This window comes from Synechococcus sp. BS55D, assembly GCF_004332415.1.
Classification (GTDB): Bacteria; Cyanobacteriota; Cyanobacteriia; order PCC-6307; family Cyanobiaceae; genus Synechococcus_C.
In genome coordinates this window covers 361,096-381,140 of the sequence record NZ_PHQT01000001.1, presented here as the reverse complement: position 1 = coordinate 381,140, position 20,045 = coordinate 361,096, and the positions used below count along the sequence as shown (strand labels likewise).

13 protein-coding genes are annotated in these 20,045 nt (G+C 64.0%); 7 read left to right on the top strand and 6 right to left on the bottom strand.

Annotation, left to right across the window (positions count from 1 at the left end; all coding sequences use genetic code 11):
* Positions 1-173: 173 nt before the first annotated feature.
* The 3 genes from ribH to CWE16_RS01865 form a co-directional block, all read right to left on the bottom strand.
* The gene (ribH, locus tag CWE16_RS01875) at positions 174-659 is read right to left on the bottom strand and encodes a 6,7-dimethyl-8-ribityllumazine synthase (protein ID WP_131592477.1); all 486 of its coding nucleotides are present in this window, start codon (positions 657-659) and stop codon (positions 174-176) included.
* Between the two features lie 32 nt (positions 660-691).
* The gene (gene psbZ / locus CWE16_RS01870; protein WP_131455170.1) at positions 692-880 is read right to left on the bottom strand and encodes a photosystem II reaction center protein PsbZ; all 189 of its coding nucleotides are present in this window, start codon (positions 878-880) and stop codon (positions 692-694) included.
* Between the two features lie 121 nt (positions 881-1,001).
* On the bottom strand, positions 1,002-1,658 hold the full coding sequence (locus CWE16_RS01865; protein ID WP_443081594.1) for a precorrin-8X methylmutase: 657 nt from the start codon (positions 1,656-1,658) through the stop codon (positions 1,002-1,004).
* A 41-nt stretch (positions 1,659-1,699) separates the two neighbouring features.
* Here CWE16_RS01865 and holA point away from each other — a divergent pair, with 41 nt between their 5' ends.
* Together holA and CWE16_RS01855 are read left to right on the top strand one after the other, a co-directional pair.
* Entirely contained in the window at positions 1,700-2,680 is a 981-nt protein-coding gene (gene holA, locus CWE16_RS01860) for a DNA polymerase III subunit delta (protein ID WP_131592475.1), read from the top strand.
* A 57-nt stretch (positions 2,681-2,737) separates the two neighbouring features.
* Positions 2,738-4,540 carry an aspartate kinase gene (locus CWE16_RS01855; RefSeq protein WP_131592474.1) on the top strand — a complete coding sequence of 601 codons (1,803 nt, stop codon included), beginning with the start codon at positions 2,738-2,740 and terminating at the stop codon, positions 4,538-4,540.
* A gap of 15 nt (positions 4,541-4,555) precedes the next feature.
* On the opposite strand, the gene uvrB is transcribed toward CWE16_RS01855, so the two are convergent.
* Entirely contained in the window at positions 4,556-6,592 is a 2,037-nt protein-coding gene (uvrB, locus tag CWE16_RS01850) for an excinuclease ABC subunit UvrB (protein WP_131593002.1), read from the bottom strand.
* 120 nt (positions 6,593-6,712) lie between these two features.
* On the opposite strand from uvrB, the gene mutS reads away from it, so the two are divergent.
* Both mutS and CWE16_RS01840 read left to right on the top strand, forming a co-directional pair.
* A complete protein-coding gene (gene mutS / locus CWE16_RS01845; protein WP_131592473.1) occupies positions 6,713-9,442 on the top strand; it encodes a DNA mismatch repair protein MutS in 2,730 nt (909 codons plus the stop codon).
* Positions 9,443-9,586: 144 nt separating this feature from the next.
* A complete protein-coding gene (locus CWE16_RS01840; RefSeq protein ID WP_131592472.1) occupies positions 9,587-11,623 on the top strand; it encodes a S8 family serine peptidase in 2,037 nt (678 codons plus the stop codon).
* Positions 11,624-11,686: 63 nt separating this feature from the next.
* Here CWE16_RS01840 and CWE16_RS01835 read toward each other — a convergent pair whose 3' ends face one another.
* Entirely contained in the window at positions 11,687-12,103 is a 417-nt protein-coding gene (locus CWE16_RS01835; protein WP_131592471.1) for a phage holin family protein, read from the bottom strand.
* A gap of 62 nt (positions 12,104-12,165) precedes the next feature.
* Entirely contained in the window at positions 12,166-12,939 is a 774-nt protein-coding gene (locus tag CWE16_RS01830; RefSeq protein ID WP_131592470.1) for a DUF561 domain-containing protein, read from the bottom strand.
* A 50-nt stretch (positions 12,940-12,989) separates the two neighbouring features.
* Here CWE16_RS01830 and tilS point away from each other — a divergent pair, with 50 nt between their 5' ends.
* From tilS to CWE16_RS12400, 3 genes are all read left to right on the top strand, one after another.
* Positions 12,990-13,994, top strand: coding sequence for a tRNA lysidine(34) synthetase TilS (gene tilS, locus CWE16_RS01825; protein WP_131592469.1), 1,005 nt, complete (start codon positions 12,990-12,992; stop codon positions 13,992-13,994).
* A gap of 6 nt (positions 13,995-14,000) precedes the next feature.
* The gene (locus CWE16_RS01820; RefSeq protein WP_131592468.1) at positions 14,001-14,540 is read left to right on the top strand and encodes a hypothetical protein; all 540 of its coding nucleotides are present in this window, start codon (positions 14,001-14,003) and stop codon (positions 14,538-14,540) included.
* 137 nt (positions 14,541-14,677) lie between these two features.
* Positions 14,678-19,984 carry a choice-of-anchor I domain-containing protein gene (locus CWE16_RS12400; protein WP_131592467.1) on the top strand — a complete coding sequence of 1,769 codons (5,307 nt, stop codon included), beginning with the start codon at positions 14,678-14,680 and terminating at the stop codon, positions 19,982-19,984.
* The last annotated feature ends 61 nt before the right edge of the window (positions 19,985-20,045 follow it).

Sequence of the window (20,045 nt, the reverse complement as noted above, 5' to 3'; positions counted from 1 at the left end):
CCGTCGCCCCGCGCTCATCGGTCGTAGCTTCAGGCGGATGGCGCCCAGGCGGTTCGTAGGCTCTAACTGTTCAACTCAGTTGCGGCACCAGTTCGGCCACGGTCAAGCGTTTGAGTTGGGGCGTTGGGCGCAGATCCTCGGCTTTTTTGCGCGGACTTTGCAAAGGCCTCCTATCACCCCCCAGTCGGCAACGCCTTCATCAAGCTCCCCATCTCCAAGGCCTGCAAGCCATAGCTCCAACCAAGATTGCTCTTGATGCCGGCCCGCTCCAGAGCCTGTTGCATCGTGTCGGTGGTGAGCACCCCGAAGATCACCGGCACGCCGGTGTCACGCGCCACGCTGGCGATGCCCTTGCTCGCTTCTGCGACCACCACATCGAAATGGGGCGTGTCGCCGCGGATCACAGCACCGAGGGTGATCAGCACCTGGTAGCGACCGCTGCGCGCCAACGATTGCGCCACCACGGGCAGCTCAAACGACCCCGGCACCCAGGCCACATCGAGCTGATTGCTCTCAGCGGAGGTATCCACCCCATGGCGGCCAAGGCAATCCAGACATCCACTCAGCAGCTTGCCGGTCACCAGATCGTTGAAACGAGCCACCACCACGGCGATGCGCAGGCCTTGCGCATCCGTGAAACGTCCTTCAAAGGTGGCCATCGCCGCTGGGAGTCAGAACTCCCATCGTGGCATCACACCACGAAGAAGCTCATTCCCCAGTTCACCAGCACCAGCGCCACCCACACGATGCTGCCCAGCAGGATCAGGCGGTTGGAGCGGCCGCTGTCTTCGCTGGAGGCGTAAAGCACCGGCACGCCCACGATCAGCGCGAAAGACATCACCACCAGGGCCAGCACGGTGAGGGTGTTCAGGATCTGCATGGGAGGGTCGACGCCGGGTCGGTGGGGCGATTCTCACACGGGGCCGGTAGCAGGCGGGCAAGCGCACAGACGAAGCGTTACAGCTTGTGGTGGAGCCAAAGGCGCAAAAAGACCGATTCCCCTACGGCAGATCTGAGCGTGCCGCCCTGAGCAGCGCATTCACCGCCGCCCCCACCAGGCCCGCGCCACCACGGCTGCCCTCGAGGCGAATCTGATCCAGACCACTGGCCGCTAGTCGCCGCTTGCTTTCGGCCACCCCCACAAACCCCACCGGCATGCCGATCAGCAAACTCGGCGTTGGTGCACCCGCCTCGACTTGATCGAGCAGCTGCTCCAAAGCCGTGGGTGCACTGCCCACTACAACGATGGGCATGGGCTGACCAGCGGCTGCAGCTGCCTGGGTGAGCTCCGGCCAGGCGCTCTGCATCGCCGCCGCTGAACGGGTTGATCCCTGGGGTGAGTGCTCCGGGGCCCAATCGAGCAGACAACGCACCGGGTTCCCCAGGGTGCGCGAGGCCATCGGCGAGACCGCCGCGCTGGCCATCGCCGTATCCGTGAGGATCACAGCTCCGCCCTTAAGCGCCGCCAGACCCCGTTCACAGGCCTGCGCACTGAACCGCAACAGGGGCGCCAGATCCGGATCACCGCTGCTGTGCACCAGGCGTTCCAGCACCTGCTGTTGCAACGGGTCAAGCCCGGTCTCCCCCAGCAGCACTCGGATGCGCCGGATGCTTTCCGTGAAGATCGGATGGTCGCTGGCCAGGGCAGTCGCGCTCACTTGCGGCATCATCGACCCACAGCAACCCTGCGGGTGCCTCCATGCCGATCCACCTGCTCTGGGGTGATGACAGCGCCGCCCTCGAGCGGGCGGTGAACGGTCTGATCGAGCAGGTGGTGGACCCGAGCTGGAGCAGCATCAATCTGAGCCGCCTCGATGGCGCCGAAGCCGGTCAGGCCCAGCAGGCCCTGGAAGAAGCGCGCACCCCTCCCTTCGGGGGCGGTGGCCGCCTGGTGCTGCTGCAGCGCTCTCCCTTCTGCAATGCCTGCCCGAGCGAACTGGCCGATCGCTTCGAAGCTGGCCTGGAACTGATTCCTGAGAACTGCCATCTGCTGCTCTGCAACCCGTCCAAACCCGACGGGCGGCTGCGCACGACCAAGGCCCTGCAGAAACTGGTGAAAGCGGGCGGCGCCAGCGAACGGAGCTTCCAACTGCCAGCGGTGTGGGATGGGGCTGGCCAGCGGCAGCTGGTGGAGCGCACCGCCGCTGAACTTGACCTCCAGCTCGAACCGGCAGCCGTGGACGCCCTGATCGATGCGATCGGCAGCGACAGCGCCCGGTTGAGCATGGAACTGCAAAAACTTGCCCTCCATGCCGAGAGCAGCGGCGTCAAAGCGATCGCCGCCGCCGCGGTGAGCAGCCTGATCGAGGGCCAGGCCAGCAATGCCCTGCAGGTGGGGGATGCGCTGCTGGAGGGCAACGTGGGCGATGCGATCAGCCGCCTCGATGGCCTGATCGAAGCGGGCGAACCGGCGGTGCGCATCGTCGCCACCCTTACCGGGCAGATCCGCGGCTGGCTCTGGGTGAGCCTGCTGGAGCAACAGGGCGAACGGGACGCCAACGTGATCGCCAAGGCCGCTGGCATCGGCAACCCCAAGCGCATCTATGTGATGCGAAAGCAACTCAAAGGCCGGCCCCCCACCCGCTGCCTGAAGCTGCTGGGCCGGCTCCTGGATGTGGAAGCGGCGCTCAAGCGCGGTGCCCAGCCCGGCGATGCCTTCCGCGATGGGCTGTTGGGATAGGGGAAAGCTGTTGGGTTGACCCAGTGAGACAATCGCCTCCGGTATGAAGCGGCATGGATGGCCCTGCTGGTGCAGAAGTTCGGCGGCACCTCCGTCGGCAGCGTGGAGCGCATCCAGGCCGTAGCCAGGCGCATCGCCGCCTGTAAGGAAGAGGGCCATGACCTGGTGATCGTGGTGTCGGCCATGGGTCACACCACCGACGAACTCACCGCCAAGGCCCGCGCCATCAGCAGCAACCCGCCCCAGCGGGAGATGGACATGCTCCTGGCCACCGGTGAGCAGGTGTCGATTGCCCTGCTCTCGATGGCCCTCCATGAGCTCGGCATTCCCGCCATCTCGATGACGGGCGCCCAGGTGGGCATCGTGACCGAATCAGCCCATGGCCGCGCCCGCATCCTCGAGGTGCGCACCGAGCGCCTGCGCAGTCGTCTTGGCGACGGCCAGGTGGTGGTGGTGGCCGGTTTTCAGGGCACCAGCCAGAGCAGTGGCGGCGCCGCTGAAATCACCACCCTCGGCCGCGGTGGCTCCGACACCTCCGCCGTGGCTCTCGCCGCAGCGCTCGGCGCCGATGCCTGCGAGATCTACACCGATGTGCCTGGAGTCCTCACCACCGATCCGCGCAAAGTGGCCGATGCCCAGCTGATGGAGCAGGTGAGCTGCGACGAGATGCTCGAGCTCGCCAGCCTCGGCGCCGCCGTGCTGCACCCCCGCGCCGTGGAGATCGCCCGCAATTACGGCGTCACCCTGGTGGTGCGCTCCAGCTGGAGCGATGCGCCCGGCACCACCCTCACCAGCCGCAGCGCCCGCCCGATCGGCCGCGAGGGCCTGGAACTGGGCCGGCCCGTGGATGGAGCCGAGCTGCTGGAACAACAGGCCGTGCTCGCCCTCTCCCATGTGCCCGACCAACCCGGAGTGGCCGCCCGCCTGTTCGAAGCCCTCTCGGCCGGCGGCGTGAATGTGGACCTGATCATCCAGGCCACCCACGAAGGCAACAGCAACGACATCACCTTCACCGTGGCGGAAGCGGATCTGGGCAAGGCCCGCCGGATCTGCACCGAGCTGGTGGACGCGATGGGCGGCCAGCTGGTGGCCGAGGGCGGCATGAGCAAACTGAGCATCAGCGGCGCCGGGATCATGGGTCGCCCCGGCATCGCCGCCGGTCTGTTCGACACCCTCTCGCGGGTGGGCATCAACCTGCGCCTGATCGCCACCAGCGAGGTGAAGGTGAGCTGCGTGATCGATGCCTCCCTGGGCGGCAAGGCGCTGCGGGCCGTGAGCGAAGCGTTCGAACTGGCCGAGCCGCAGCTGCAGATCAATCCCCCCGCCACCGGCGCCGGAGAGCCGGAGGTGCGCGGTGTCGCCCTTGACCGCGATCAGGCGCAGGTGAGCGTGCGTCATGTTCCCGACCGCCCTGGCACGGCCGCAACCCTCTGCTCGGCCCTCGCCGATGCCGGCATCAGCATCGATGCGATCGTGCAGTCGGAGCGGCAGCACAGCGATGGCAGCCGCGACATCAGCTTCACGCTCAAACGCGAGGACCGAACCGCCGCCGACCAGGCCCTCAGTGCCCTGCTGGCCCAGTGGCCTGGAGCCTTACTGGAAGACGGACCAGCCATCGCCCGGGTGAGCGCCGTGGGTGCTGGCATGCCCGCCACCGCCGGGACCGCCGGCCGCATGTTCCGCTACCTGGCGGATGCCGGCCTCAACATCGAACTGATCGCCACCAGTGAGATCCGCACCAGCTGCGTGGTGGCGGAAGCCGATGGCATCGCCGCCCTGCAGGCCGTGCACGCCGGCTTCGGGCTCGGCGGCAACGTGCGCCATGAAGCCCAGGGAACCGAATCACCGCTGGGGGTTTGACGACTGGGCGGCGCTTCAGCCGCTCCCCACCAGCTTCTGACGCAGCTGCTTGATGCGATCCCGGAGGTTCGCCGCCTCCTCGAAGTCGAGCTTCTTGGCCGCCTCCTTCATCTTCGCTTCGAGCTGCTCAATCAGCTCCGGCAGGGCATCGAGGGCCATGCCGTCGGTGTCATCCTCCAGAGCCTTCACCGCCTTCCCGGCCACCTGCACCAGATCCGCATCGGGACCATCGGTCTTGAGTTTGCGCGACAGCTCCAGGAAGCTGAGGATCGAATTGCTCGCCTTCTTGCCCGCCGCCGTCGGCACGATCCCGTGCTTCTCGTTGTAGGCGTGCTGGATCTTGCGCCGGCGCTCGGTTTCCTCGATCGCCTTGGCCATCGAGTCGGTCATGTTGTCGGCATAGAGCAGCGCCACCCCCTCCACATGCCGCGCCGCGCGGCCAATCGTCTGGATCAATGAGCGCTCCGCCCGCAGGAAACCCTCCTTATCGGCATCGAGGATCGCCACCAGCGAAACCTCCGGCAGGTCCAAGCCCTCTCGCAGCAGGTTCACCCCCACCAACACGTCGTATTCGCCAAGGCGCAGATCCTGAATGATCTCGATCCGCTCGATCGAGTGGATCTCCGAGTGCAAATAGCGCACCCGCACCTCGTTTTCGGCCAAATAATCCGTGAGGTCCTCCGCCATCCGCTTGGTGAGGGTGGTCACGAGCACCCGCTGCTGCTTGGCCGCGCGGCTGCGGATCTCGCCGAGCAGGTCATCCACCTGGCCCGTCGTCGGCCGCACCTCCACGATCGGATCCAGCACCCCCGTCGGCCGGATCACCTGCTGAGCCACCTGCCCATCGCTCACCTTCAGCTCCCAGTCCCCCGGGGTGGCGCTCACAAACACGGTCTGACGCGCCTTCGTCCAGAACTCCTCACCCTTCAGCGGGCGGTTGTCCGCCGCGCTGGGCAGACGGAAGCCGTGCTCGATCAGCACCTTCTTGCGCGCCTGGTCGCCGTTGTACATCGCCTGCAGCTGCGAGCAGGTCACGTGGCTTTCATCCACGATCAACAGCCAGTCGTCGGGGAAGTAATCGATCAGGCACTCCGGCGGTGTGCCCTCCTCGCGGCCGGCCAGGTGGCGGGCGTAGTTCTCCACCCCATTGCAATAGCCCACCTGCCCCAGCATCTCCAGGTCGTAGGTGGTGCGCTGCTCGAGCCTTTGCGCTTCCAGCAACTTGCCTTCCGTGTTCAGCACATCCAAGCGATCACGCAGCTCCGTGCGGATCGCCTTGATCGCTGTATCCAAGCGGTCTTTCGGCGTCACGAAGTGCTTGGCCGGGTAGATGTTGATCGACTCCAGGCTCTGGAGGATCTCGCCAGTGATGGGATCCACGTAGCGGATCGCCTCCACGTCATCACCGAACAGCTCGATTCGCACCAGCCGGTCTTCATAGGCGGGGCCGATCTCGAGCACATCCCCTTTGATCCGGAAGCGCCCGCGGGCGATCTCCGTGTCGTTGCGGCTGTACTGATTGTTCACCAGTTCCCGCAGCTGGCTGCGGATGTTGAGGGTCTCCCCCACCTCAAACTTCACCGCCGCTTTGAGGTATTCACTCGGAATCCCCAGGCCGTAAATACAGCTGATCGAGGCCACCACAATCACATCGCGCCGCTCGAACAGCGAGCGCGTCGCCGAGTGGCGCAGCATGTCGATCTCCTCATTGATCGACGCCGTCTTGGCGATGTAGGTGTCGCTGACCGGGACGTAGGCCTCGGGCTGGTAGTAGTCGTAATAGGAGATGAAGTATTCGACGGCGTTGTGGGGGAAGAACTCCCTCAGCTCATTGCACAACTGGGCCGCCAGCGTCTTGTTATGGGCGAGCACCAGCGCCGGACGGCCGGTCTGGGCGATCACATTCGCCATCGTGAATGTCTTACCCGTGCCCGTCGCCCCGAGCAGGGTCTGAAAGCGCTCACCACCGTTGACCCCTTGCACCAACTGCTTGATCGCCGTCGGTTGATCACCCTTGGGTGAATAGGGCGCCGAAAGCTCGTAGGCGGGCATGACGTCGGGTGCCAACGGCCGGTCGTTCAGGTTACGGGGGATAGGAGAAGAGTGAAAACCTGGAAGCAGCCAGGGCGGGATCGGTACGATCCCGTCGTTGCCCACGCCGGACTCGCCTCCATGCCACGGTCCGCCGCCCAACCCCCAGAACAGGCCCTGCAAGGCAATCTGTTCGGAGCGCCTGAGCCAGCCGAGCAACCCCAGCAGCGAGCGGGCGCCAGCCAAGACGCTTCAGCAACCGCAGACCTCAGCGATGCCAGCCTGAGCGCTGATGCCAGCCAACGGCCGCGCCAGCGCCGCGAACCAAGCGCCGAACTCGACCCTGAGGCAGTCAGCGCCACGAGCGAGCCTGAAAACGACGCAATCAGCGACGAACCGGCCTGGGCCCACCACAGCCAGGTAGACCCGCTGCAGCTCACACCGATGCTGCGCCACTACGTGGAGCTCAAGGCCGCCCACCCCGAGCGCGTGCTGCTCTACCGGCTCGGAGATTTCTTTGAGTGCTTTTTCGACGATGCAATTGAACTCTCGCGGGTGCTCGAACTCACCCTCACCGGCAAGGAGGGCGGTAAAACGATCGGCCGTGTGCCCATGGCCGGCATTCCCCATCACGCCGCGGAGCGCTACTGCTCCGAGCTGATCCGCCGCGGTTACTCCGTGGCCCTCTGCGACCAGCTGGAGACCACCCCCGCCAAGGGCGCTCTGCTCAAACGCGACATCACCCGCGTGCTCACCCCCGGCACCGTGCTGGAGGAGGGCATGCTCCAGGCCCGCCGCAACAACTGGCTGGCGGCCGTGGTGGTGGAGCCAGCCAAGGGCAAGCAACCGTTCCGCTGGGGTCTGGCCCACGCCGATGTGAGCACCGGTGAGGTGCAGGTGATGGAGCAAACCGGTGGTGCTGGCCTGCACCAACGGCTGAGCCAACTGGAGGCCGCTGAGCTGCTCTGGGCCCCATCAGCCGACGACGACGCCAGCCCCTCCTGGTGCCCCCAGCGCCTGCGGCTGACGCCGATGGCCACCACCCCCTTCAGCCGACCGCAGGCGGAGCAGACCCTGCTGGATCACTACCGCCTGGCCAGCCTCGATGGCCTCGGCCTGGGGGACCTGCCCCTGGCCCTGCGAGCCGTTGGCGGACTGCTGCGCTACCTGCGCGACACCCAGCCCCTGGAGGACGACCTGAGCGTGCCCCTCGAGGTGCCCGTCATCGTGCACAGCGGTGAAGCCCTGATGCTCGACGCCCAGACCCGACGCAACCTGGAGCTCACCGCCACCCAGCGCGACGGACAGCTGCAGGGCTCCCTGCTCTGGGCCGTGGATCGCACCCACACGGCCATGGGTGGGCGCTGCCTGCGCCGCTGGATCGAAGCGCCGTTGATGGACCTCATCGCCATCCAGCAACGCCAGGCTGTGGTGACCCTGCTGGTGGAGCAGCGCAACCTGCGCCAGGCCCTGCGCCGGCTACTGCGACCGATGGGCGACCTGGAGCGGCTCGCGGGCCGGGCCGGTGCCGGCCATGCAGGGGCCCGTGATCTGGTGGCGATTGCCGATGGGCTCGAGCGGCTGCCCCAGCTGGCCGGGCGGCTCAAGGGTGCAATCGACGATCGGCACCCCGACTGGCTGCAGGATCTCTGCAGCCCGGATCCGGCCTTGGCGGAGCTGGCTCAAGCGATACGCCATGCCCTGATCGACACCCCACCCCTGTCGCTCAGCGAAGGCGGCCTGATCCACGACGGCGTCGACCCCCTGCTCGATGGGCTGCGCAACCAGCTCGATGATCAAGACGCTTGGCTGGCGGAACAGGAACGGCTCGAGCGCCAATCCAGCGGCAACGCCAATCTGCGCCTGCAGTATCACCGCACCTTCGGCTATTTCCTGGCGGTGAGCAAAGCCAAGGCCGCTGACGTTCCGGATCACTGGATCCGGCGTCAGACCCTCGCCAATGAGGAGCGCTTCATCACGCCCGAACTCAAGCAGCGGGAAGGCACGATCTTCCAGCTGCGGGCCCGCGCCTGCCAGCGGGAGTACGAACTGTTCTGCCAGCTACGGGAGCAGGTGGGTGCCATGGCCGCTCCGATCCGTCAGGCCGCCCGATCCGTGGCGGCCCTCGATGCGGTCGGTGGCCTCGCAGAGGTGGCGGCCACAAGCCGCTGGTGCGCGCCAACGATCAGCGATGGCCGCGAGCTGCAGATCACAGCCGGTCGGCACCCGGTGGTGGAGCAGCTGCTGGTGGAGCGCAACTTCACCGCCAACGACGTGCACCTGGGCGATGGCACCGATCTGGTGGTGCTCACCGGACCGAATGCCAGCGGCAAGAGCTGCTATTTGCGACAGATCGGTCTGATTCAGCTGCTGGCCCAGACCGGCAGCTGGGTGCCGGCCCAGGCAGCCGTGGTCGGCATCGCCGATCGCATCTTCACCCGTGTGGGCGCCGTCGACGATCTCGCCGCCGGCCAGTCCACGTTCATGGTGGAAATGGCTGAAACCGCCAACATCCTGCATCACGCCAGCGATCGCTCCCTTGTGCTGCTCGACGAGATCGGCAGGGGCACCGCCACCTTCGATGGCCTCTCGATCGCCTGGGCCGTGAGCGAACACCTGGCCGGGGATCTGCAGGCCCGCACTGTGTTCGCCACCCACTATCACGAGCTCAACAACCTGGCGGCGGAGCGAGCGAATGTGGCCAACTTCCAGGTGCTGGTGGAGGAAACCGGCGATGACCTGGTGTTTCTGCATCGCGTGCAGTCCGGTGGCGCCAGCCGCAGCTACGGCATCGAGGCCGCCCGTCTCGCTGGCGTGCCCCAGCCCGTGGTGCAACGGGCCCGGCAGGTGCTCGATCAGCTGGCGGCTTGAAGCAGACCCCATAGGGAAAACCCGGCAACGAAGAGCCCTGTGAGCAAAGTCACAGGCATCACTGAGGCTGATCAACAACAAGCCCGGGCAATCGGAAGAAGGTGATGAGGTCAGAGCAATCGCTCCCTCTCCACCACTTCAACCATGACCAACTTCATTCCCCAATGGCACTCCCGGTTCGCCAAAGCGATCCCCGCCTCAGATCTTCAACCCAAAGCACCTCAACTTCAAGATGCTGATCTCAAATCCAGCGTGCTGGGGCTCAATCAATCAGTCGATGCCATCGACAAAAACGCCACGGTTTCAATCATCAGCGACAAGAGCTTCCACATCGATCAGCCCCTGGATCAACAACTCCTTCAAGCCACCGGCCTTGATCCCAAGCAACTCAAGATCGACTGGAGCAAGCCCGGAGATGCCTTCGACCCCAAGGTGCCCGTTCTCAAAATCCGCCGCATTACTGATGCATCAGGCGATGGCAGCCTGGCCGAGGTCTTGGAAGACGGCGCCCTCAAAGTGAACTTCGACTCCCGCAACTGGGGGCCGGACTATCTGCAGGAAGCCTCACGCATTCAAATTGGACGTGATGGCGAAGTGCACGTCAATCAAGTCGATGTGTTTGCCTCCATCAGCGCGAAGGATCTGGAATCCGGCCGTGTAATCAATCTCGGCACCCAGCAGATCAATGCGTCCCAGGGTTCCTTCCTTGTGAACCTCAAAGACAAGCTCGATGCCGTTTCGACAGGCAGCCTCCGCGACCAATACAGCATTGAGGTGAATCTCTTCAGCGGCAGTGAGGAACGCCCTCAGCAGCTGGAATCCTTCTCAGAAGCGATCACCCTGATCAAGCCGATGCAATACGGCGCCAATCATCTGGGTGATGAAACCAGCAACACGTTCAACTACAACGATATCGGCTCTGCCATCGGTTCCGCCCGGATCTACAAGGGCCGCGGTGGCACCGACTTCCTCAATCTCGATGGCATTCGCAGCACCGATGTGCTCAGCTTCAACGGACGCGCCGGCATCGATGCCGCGACGGCCTCCGATCTTGGTCGCCAGGCCTTCTACGGCGGCACGGTCTTCGACTCCCTGAGCCTCAAAAACGGTGATGAGCTCTACCTCCAGGGGATCGAACGTCTGCGCTTCTCCGACATCACCATCGATCTCACCCCCAATCTCGATGCCACCAGTGATCGCCAATGGAACACCCAGGTGATGGATGTGAACGGTGCCTGGCGCTTCAACACCGGCTCTGACGATGTCGTGCTCGTGTCTTTGGACACAGGGTTCGATGCCAATGCAGCAGGTCGTGGTGATGTTCATGGCGATCTGAACCATGCCATCAATCGCACAGCCACAAACACCCTGACCAACCAGCCGGACCATGGTCACCAGGCCATGTCGGTGATGGCAGCCGCCCATGACGGCAGCGAAGTGGCGGGTATCGCCCCCGGTGCATCGCTCTGGGCCTACAACGTTTATGCCGGTGGAACCTCCCTTTACGGGGCGATTGATTCCGCCATGAGCCAACGCCAAGGCAACCAACGACTTGTCTTCCAGGGAGGGATCCAAGGAGAAAGCTGGTGGACCGATGGTGCCACCCGCGAGCAAATGACGGCCCTACTGGACTCCACCGCCGATGTCGGCTTCTTCTCGATTGCAGCAGGCAATGGCGGACCCGGTGGCAACCTCACTGATCCCAACTACCTCAGCTCAGTGTCAGGCGTGGCCAGCGGCACGAACCGCTTCAACAATCTGGCCAGTGTCGGTGCCTTGCAATTCACTGGTCAGGACGAAGTCGACGGTCTCCTGAATGCCACCGGAACCGATCTGGCGGGCTACTCCAATCGAGGCAAGAACCTCACCCTGGTGGCCCCCACCGACAGCCGCTCGATCCTCAACAGTGGAGGCAACGTGCGCGGTTTCGGCGGCACCTCCTGCGCCAACCCCAACCTGGCTGGAGTCGCCGCCCTCGTTTGGAGTGAAAACGCCAACATCGATGGCGGTGAGCTGCGCGAAATCCTGATCGGTAGTACCATGGATATCGGTGCCGGCGGTTTCGACACCACCTTCGGGTTTGGTCTGGTAAACGCCGAAAGCGCGATCCGCCGCGCCCATGCCCTGGATCAAAACCAGGAGCTGGCCTCCTTCTGGGCCAACAACGAGTTCATGGCCTGATTCCTTTCGCCATCTGGCCCTTCAGGGTTCGGCATCCTCCCCGGCTCCACCGCCGGGGAGTTTTTATGCAACCAACAAGCCAGCCCTGGTGACCTCGACATCCACAAGCCCCAGGGCCCGCAGCACGAAGTCGCTGATCAGGCTGTACACCACCGCCCCAAGGATCGCGCTAAACAGGCCGTTCTTCAGACGAAAACCAGTGATCAACCAGGCCGCTAGGCCAAAAAGAATCACGGTGATCAGCCAGTTGAACAGAAACGACACCGGCGCAATCAACCCTCCCAGGGAGGTGATGGCCCAGGCGGGCCCCAACAGCAGCTTGAGGGGCCCGATCAGCAGGGTGCCGAGCAGGCCGATCAGGATTGCCGCCCAGAGAGCCGTGCCGAAGTTGGCCATTTCCACCCCCAGGGGCAGCGCCGCCACCAGCAGCAACACCAGCGCCCGGATCGGCCATTGCAGCAACCAGCCGAGGGTGTTCATCGCGGGCAGAGCAAGGCTGACCAAACGCTAGAGACACCCCATCAAGCTGACCAGTTGGGTGATCACACCCGAATGGTGATGGCGCTGCCGAGCGCCTCACGCAAACCACGCACCACGGCCACCATCGCCAGCTCATCGTTGAGGCGGTTCACAGCCGAACCCACACCCACACCCGCGGCACCGGCGGCGATCGCCATCGGCACCGTCACGGCCGAGAGGCCGGAAGCACAGAGCACAGGGGCCTCGAGACCGGCCTGTTGCAGAGCAGAACTGATGCTGTGGGCGGCCGCCAGCGTGGGGGCAGCCTTCTCGATCAAGCCGAGGCTGCCGGCGCTGAAGGGCTTGGCGCTCGTGCCGCCTTCGGTCTGGATCAGGTCGGCACCGGCTTCCACCAGATCCACCGCGAGCTGCTCCTGCTGATCCATCGGCAGCACGTGGGGCACGGTCACGCTCAGCACCACCTCGGGCAGCAGAGCCCTGGTCTGGCGGGTGAGTGCCAGCACCTCAGCCGCCCCGAAGATGCGGCCCTGGGGATAGAAGGCATCGAAGTTGCCGATCTCCACCATCGCCGCACCAGCTTCCACAGCCGCCACAAACTGCTCGGGCTCCACCGACGACACACACACGGGCACACCGCCGGATTCGCGAATCGCCAGCGCCACCAGCTCGGGATCGCAGGCCACATCGATCAGATCAGCACCAGCCAAGCCAGCCGCGCGGGCCACCCGGGCGACGGAGTCGGCATCAAAGTTCATCAGACCGGCGATCACCTTCAGGGCCGAACGCTGCGCAAGGCGCGCACGCAGGGCAGCAGGCAGGGAGCTGAGGCGGGTCATGATTTGGAATCGAATGCCCTGATTCTCCCACCGCACGCAGGCCGCACCCGATGGGCTGGACTCCCTGGCACGACCGCCTGCATCGCCGGCTCCTGGCACAGCCGGCGATGCTCCCCCGGGGCAGCCGTCTGCTGCTGGCCCTCTCCGGTGGCCAAGACTCGATGGCCCTGCTGGCCCTCCTGCGGGGCCTCCAGCCTCTGCATGGCTGGCAGCTGCATCTCTGGCATGGCGACCACGGCTGGCATGCGGGATCCAGCCGGATCGCTCAGGAACTGCAGGCCTGGTGCCGTGCTCAGGGTCTGGATCTTGCTGTAGGGCGTGCCGCGTTGGAGAGCCCTGAGCGCAGCGAAGCCGGCGCCCGCGCTTGGCGCTATGGCGCGCTCGCCGCCGAAGCCGAACGGCTCAGCGGCCTGGACCCCCACCACCCCTGCCAGATCGTGATCAGCGCGCACACCGCCAGTGACCGAGCCGAGACCCTGCTGCTGCAACTGGCCCGCGGCAGTGATCTGGCCGGGCTGGGCAGCCAACTTCACAGCCGAAGACTTTTCGAGGGCAGCGACCTGCAGCTGATTCGTCCCCTACGGGACTTCAGCCGCGCCGACACCGCCAGGATCTGCAGTGAGCTGGCCCTGCCGATCTGGGATGACCCCAGCAACCGGGATCCGGCCTATGCCCGCAATCGCATTCGCGCCGAGGTACTGCCCGTGCTGGAGCAATTGCATCCGGGCTGCAGCGCACGACTGGCGGAGCTGGCGGAGCGGATGTCCCAACTGCGGGACACTCAAACCAGCCTGAACGCTTTGGCCCTGGAGCACCTGAGCGTGACGGAGGGATCGCTCGACCGCCGCCGTTTCGGCAGCCTCCCGCTCGAAACCCGCCGCACCCTGCTGGCCCACTGGCTGCGGGACAGGGGGGTGCCGCCGCTCACCGCCGCCCAACTGGAGGAGCTGGCCCAGGCGACAGCGGCCGGCAGCCCCGCCGCTGGCCGTGATCTGAGCGCTGGCTGGAGGATCCACTGGCGTGCAGAGGCCCTACAACTGGAACAGCGCGCCTGAACCGCCTTGGATGCCGACTTTCAGCAGCGCTATCTGAGCGCCGAACAGGCCTATGGGGAAGGGAACTATCCGCAGGCGAGGGATCTGAGCATGACCCTGCTGGAGGAACTCAATGGGGCGGAAGCGAAGGGTCGTTCCGAGGAGGCCCTGATCGCTTGGCGAGCTGTGCTTTCACTGCTGCTGGGCCACATCGAGTTCCATGGCTTCCAGGATCGAGCGGCGGCTGAAGCGCACTACCAGCGGGTGCTGAGCTGCCAGCCACCCGAGACCCTTCGAGAGCTGGCTGAGCAGGGGATTGGGCGCTGCCTTCCTTCAGCCACAGCCACTGTCACCAAAGAACAGTCACAGGCGCTGATCCAAGATCCATTTCTGAGCGCCGATGCCGCCACCCCGTGGCTGGACTCTCCGTCAACAGGTCAATCCAGAAGCACGCGCTGCGAACCCCTCGAGCCCACCCCAGAGCAGGAGGTTGTGATCCAACAGGACGCTCAACCGGAGCCAAGCAACGTGGATCTCAGCCCCTTCCTGCTCCGCTACAGGTTGTAGCGAACAGCTCAAAGACAACGGCGAGCAGGCGACGTAGCGGTTGCTACATCGCCGTGTAGTTGGAAACACGCTGGCTGAAGCGAAGACTTGCAACCTTGGGAACGTTTTGTTTCTGCTGCCGCAAGGTCTGGCGTTTCATGGCTTTTTCACTGCAAATCCTCTACGCCTCAGATCTGGAGGGTGGCTCCATCGGCGCCCTTGATGCAGCCGTGAATTTCGCTGCCATCGTCGACGCCCTCGATGACGGCAGCATCCCCACCCTGGTGCTGTCGGCAGGCGACAACATGATTCCGGGGCCCTTCTACAACGCAGGGGGCGATAGGGCTGCACTCCGCGACAGCGGCGTTCTGAATAACGCCTACAACACCCTGCTCAGCACCACCGACTACGACTCCCTGCGCGAGCTTCCCGGGGTTGTGGATGTGGCGATCATGAACGCCATCGGCTTCGATGCCTCCGCCCTGGGCAACCACGAATTCGATGCCGGAACCAGCGCCCTCGCCGACCTGGTCAAGCAGGATTCCCGTGGCGCTGCAGGACCCGCTGGTGACCGCTATGTCGGCACCCTGTTCCCCTATTTGTCGGCGAACCTCGATGTCTCCGCGGACTCAGGCCTGAACGCGCTTTATCAAAGCGGCATCGTTGATGGAACCGCAGGTGCCGCCGCCCGCAAACTGGCCGCCGCCGCATCCTTCACCCTCGATGGTGGTGAGAAGGTGGCCGTGATCGGTGCCACCACACCGATTCTCAGCACCATCTCCTCGCCCGGAGCCGTGGTGGCTGAAGGCGGTGGTGGTCTGAGCACCTATCCCGTCAATGACGCTGAGCGGGCCAAAGTTGTGGCGGCCCTCGCCACTGAACTGCAGACCAGCATTGACGCCGCCATTGCCGCCGGTGCCAACAAAGTGATCCTGGTGTCGCACCTTCAGCAGGTGGAGATGGAGAAAGACCTGATTCGCGCCCTCTCCGGTGTTGATGTGATGGTGGCCGGTGGCTCCGAAGCCAGCACCTTCGACAACGGCAGCACCTCCTCCACGGATGACGACATCTTCATCACCACAAACAAGGATGGAACTACCGCCTATGTGGTGTCTGTTCCCGGCCAATACGAAATGGTCGGTCGCATCCAGTTGAGCTTCAACGATTCCGGTGTGCCCTCCTTGATCAAGGCCGACGGCATACCTGCCACTGCTGCCGGCGTGAGCTCCGTGGGCGGTGACGCGACCACAGGCACTGCCGCCATTGTTCAGAACCTGGTGAATGCCGTCACCGGTGTGGTGACCAGTAAGGATCAACAGATCTACGGATACACCGATGTGTACCTGCAGGGCAATCGTGGCTTCATTCGCACCGAGGAAACAAACTTCGGCAATCTGGCTGCTGATTCCCAGCTCTGGAAAGCCAGAACGATTGATCCCACCATCCAGGTCTCGCTGAAAAACGGTGGCGGCCTGCGAGCTGCGATCGGAGACATCGGCGGCACCGCCGCTGCCCCTGAACTGGTGGCACCCCTGGCCAAGTCGCTGGCCAAGGATGGCTACGACAAGCCCGCTGGGGCTATTTCTCAGCTCGATATTGAGAACAGCCTGCGCTTCAACAACACACTGGTCACCGTTGAGACCGATGCAGCCGGCCTGCGTGCGCTCATGGAGCACGCCATCAGCGCCAGCTCCGCCGGCAACACCCCGGGCCAGTTCCCCCAGATCGCCGGGATGCGTTTCGAGTTCAACCACGCTGTCGACTACTCCTCTGAAGCAGGTCAGCAGCGCATCAAAACCCTGGTGATTGTCGATGAGAACGATGCCGTCACCGACGTGATCGTTGAGAACGGACAGCTGGTAGGCAATCCGGACCGCACCATCAAGATGGTGACTCTCAATTTCCTCGCCAACAACGACGGCGACAGCTATCCCTTCTCCACGGTGTCGCGTTCGATCACCGACATCACCGAATCGGGCACCAAGGTGAGCGAGCAAACCGCACTCGCTCAATACCTGCAGGCCTTCTATCCGAGTGCGGATAAGGCCTTCAAAGCCGCAGAAACCAGCGTTGATGACGACAAACGCATCATCAACAGCGGTCTCGGCAACAGCAACCAAATCATCCCCCTTCCTTCCACCATGGCCACGGCTTCCATCGACCTCGGCGGCGCCGAAATCGTCTCCTACGCCGCAGACCACAAGGTCGCCCTGGTGATCACCGGTGGCGATCAGCTGGCCGTGGTGAACCTCTCCAACCCCAGCTCCCCGAAGCTGGTGAAGAGCTACAGCCTCGATGGCGATGCCCAGAGCGTCACCGTGCATGGTGACCTGGCTGCCGTGGCGATCGCCGGCAAGGAGTCGCAGGAAGATGCAGGCCTGGTGGTCTTCTACAAGCTCAGCGGCAGCGGCTCAAGCACCAAGATCCGCAACATCGGCAATGTGGTGGTGGGCACCCTGCCCGACTCCCTCAGCTTCAACGCCGACGGCACCAAGATCGTTGTGGCGAATGAGGCTGAGCCCAACCAATGGTTTGAAACTGAAGACAGCATCGATCGCCCCGGCACGATCAGCGTGATCGATGTAAACCGGAGCAACCCCGGCAACTCGGTGGTCACCAACCTCGGCTTCGATGCCGCACAAACCGCCTACCTCAAGGCCCGTGAGGTGCGCATCAGCACCGGCGATGCCTCCACCGACATCGAGCCTGAATACGTCACGATCAGCGGTGATACCGCCTACGTGAGCCTGCAGGAAAACAATGCGCTCGCCGTGGTGAACATCGCCGGCGACGATCCTTCGGCTTACAGCATCAGCGACATCCGCAGCCTTGGCATCAAGGACTGGGATCGTGGCCTGGCCAGCGCCAAGGACGTGAGCTTTTCGATCGATTTCGCTCCCGGCACCAATGTGATTGCCGACAGCAACTACCCGAGCGACAAGATCGTGGCTGGCGGCCTCTCCGGCCTCTGGTACGACGAGAGCACAAAGCTCTACTACACAATCAGTGACCGCGGTCCCCAGGCCCAGGACGTGCCCGTTAAGGACGGCATCCCCAAGGCTTACCAGGGCGAGAAGGTGTTCAACGCCCCCGAGTTCTCCCCCACCGTTTACACACTGTCTGGCGATGCCAACGGCGTGACCGCCACCGGTCAGATCGCTCTACAGGTCCCTTACCTCGACGGCAGCACCGTCAAGTGGCGCAATCTCACCGGCATCGGCCAGCTGTTCACGGTCGATTCCACCAGCGGTGCCGAGTCGGTGAGCGGTCCCGATGACGCCGGCTTCAAGCCCGATGGCAACGGCGGCTACACCCCGATCGCCGCAGACGCCTTCGGCATGGACACCGAATCCATCATCCGACTCACCGTTCCCGGCCTCAACGGTGGCAATCCGGTGTTCGCCATCTCCGATGAGTACCGCCCCCAGATCGGCATCTTCGATGCCAGCAGCGGCAAGCTGGTGCACCGCATCGTGCCTTCCGACACCGACTACTCCTCGGTGAGCTACGACACAGGACGAGGTGATGTCAGCAGCTACACCCTCAAGACCCTGCCGTCGGTCTATTCAGATCGCCGCGCCAACCGTGGTTTTGAAGGCCTGGCTTACAACAGCAAGGACGGCCTGCTCTACGCCTTCATTCAGAGTCCGATGCGTCCCTCTGGATACGACAAGGATTCACTGCTGCGCCGCATCGTCGCCGTTGACCCCACCACCGGCGAAGCCAAGAAGGAGTTCCTCTACATCCAGGCTGGTGCCTCCAACCAAGACAAGATCGGCGATGCCGTCTACGACGCCGAGCGCGACACCTTCTATGTGCTCGATCGCGACAGCGGCACCAGCATCGATTCCAACAAATCGATCCTCGAATTCGATCTGGCCAACGCCACCAACGTGCTGGGCTTCGACTGGAGCGCCAAGCTCGGTGTGAGCCAGCCCGAACAGCTCGACGCTGTGAGCCTCTCGACCAAGTTGGCCGCTGCCGGCATCGCCCAGGTGCAGCAGACCGATCTGTTCAACCTTCCTTCGATCGGTGCCTCCGCCAAATTCGACAAGCCCGAGGGCCTGGCGATTGGCCCTGATGGTGACCTGGTGGTTGGCTACGACAACGATTTCCTCTCTGCCAGCGGCCGCCCCGACAACCAGCTGAGCTTCATCAGCTTCCAGCAGCTGGCTGTGGACACCTCCGACAAAGACGGTGGCTTCCTCCCTGGAGACCGCAGCTTCTACGGCGTGCGCATGGCCGACACCATTGCAAGCTTCAGCACCGAGGGCAAGACCTATGTCGTGTCCGCTAACGAAGGCGACGGCCGCGTCCGCCCGGATGATGTGAACTTCGAAGCTCCCGCCGACGGCATCTACTCCGTGGGCACCAACAAAGCCAAGGGCGCCATCGAGAGCTTCGCCGATCCGCTCACCGGCGAAACCCTCTACGTGTATGCGGGCGCCGGCATCGGCACCAGCCTCGACTTCGAAGCCGAAGAAGGCGATGAATTCTTCATCACCAAGAAATACGGCGCAGGCGCTGACGACGAGTTCTACAGCGATGAAAAGCGTGCCGGCAAGCTCAAGCAGCCCAGCGCCAACACGATCGTGGCTGCCAAAGGTGAAGGTCGCCTGAAAACAATCGTCGACCTCAACACCGACAAGCGCCTCTATGGCTTTGGTGGTCGCTCCTTCACGATCTACGACGGCAAAGGCAACGTGGTGTTTGATTCCGGCAATGAGCTGGAGCAGAAAGCCTTCGAGCTCGGCATCCTCAACGACAGTCGCTCCGACGACAAGGGCACCGAGCCTGAGGGTGTGACCACCGCTGTCATCAACGGCCGCACCTATGTGTTTGTCGGCCTCGAGCGCGGCACAAGCTCCGCGATCCTTCAGTACGACGTCACCGATCCCTACAACGCCTACTACGTGAATGCGCTCGTCAACGAGAACAGCATCTCTCCTGAGGGCCTGGAGTATGTGAGCACCGGCAGCAATGGCGGCGGCTTCCTGATGGCGGCCAACGAAGTGAGCGGCACCCTCGACATCTTCGAGTTCGCTAACAAGACCTATGCGGACGCCAGCGATCCTTCACCGATCAGCAGCTTCGATGCCAGCATTTTCGGCAACGCTGTGGCCGACACGATCACCGGCACCAACGGCGCTGACTTCATCAGTGGCCTCGCGGGCAACGATGTGATCAACGGTGGTGACGGCAGCGATGACATCAACGGCAATGCCGGCGATGACACTTTGACCGGTGGTGGCGGTGCTGATGTGTTCCGCCTGAGCAAGGGCAGCGACACGATCACTGACTTCAACATCGCGGCTGGTGACCGGGTGGCGATCGTGAGCGGTCAGACCTACAGCCTCAACCAGAGTGGCAGCGACCTGCAGATCATTCGCGAAGGCTTCGGCACGACCACCCTCAAGAACATCAGCAGCGCCGACTTCGGCGACAACCAGATCGTGTTCATCTGATCTTCAACAAATTCACCAGTGCAAGCGGTCCCATTTGGGACCGCTTTTTTGTATCCACGGC

Excerpts from the sequence above, each read along its gene's own strand:
- mutS (WP_131592473.1), top strand. The coding sequence starts at position 6,713 with ATGCCACGGTCCGCCGCCCAACCCCCAGAACAGGCCCTGCAAGGCAAT.
- uvrB (WP_131593002.1), bottom strand. The coding sequence starts at position 6,592 with ATGCCCGCCTACGAGCTTTCGGCGCCCTATTCACCCAAGGGTGATCAA.
- CWE16_RS01830 (WP_131592470.1), bottom strand. The coding sequence starts at position 12,939 with ATGACCCGCCTCAGCTCCCTGCCTGCTGCCCTGCGTGCGCGCCTTGCG.
- tilS (WP_131592469.1), top strand. The coding sequence starts at position 12,990 with ATGGGCTGGACTCCCTGGCACGACCGCCTGCATCGCCGGCTCCTGGCA.
- ribH (WP_131592477.1), bottom strand. The coding sequence starts at position 659 with ATGGCCACCTTTGAAGGACGTTTCACGGATGCGCAAGGCCTGCGCATC.
- CWE16_RS01855 (WP_131592474.1), top strand. The coding sequence starts at position 2,738 with ATGGCCCTGCTGGTGCAGAAGTTCGGCGGCACCTCCGTCGGCAGCGTG.
- psbZ (WP_131455170.1), bottom strand. The coding sequence starts at position 880 with ATGCAGATCCTGAACACCCTCACCGTGCTGGCCCTGGTGGTGATGTCT.
- CWE16_RS01835 (WP_131592471.1), bottom strand. The coding sequence starts at position 12,103 with ATGAACACCCTCGGCTGGTTGCTGCAATGGCCGATCCGGGCGCTGGTG.
- CWE16_RS12400 (WP_131592467.1), top strand. The coding sequence starts at position 14,678 with ATGGCTTTTTCACTGCAAATCCTCTACGCCTCAGATCTGGAGGGTGGC.
- holA (WP_131592475.1), top strand. The coding sequence starts at position 1,700 with ATGCCGATCCACCTGCTCTGGGGTGATGACAGCGCCGCCCTCGAGCGG.
- CWE16_RS01840 (WP_131592472.1), top strand. The coding sequence starts at position 9,587 with ATGACCAACTTCATTCCCCAATGGCACTCCCGGTTCGCCAAAGCGATC.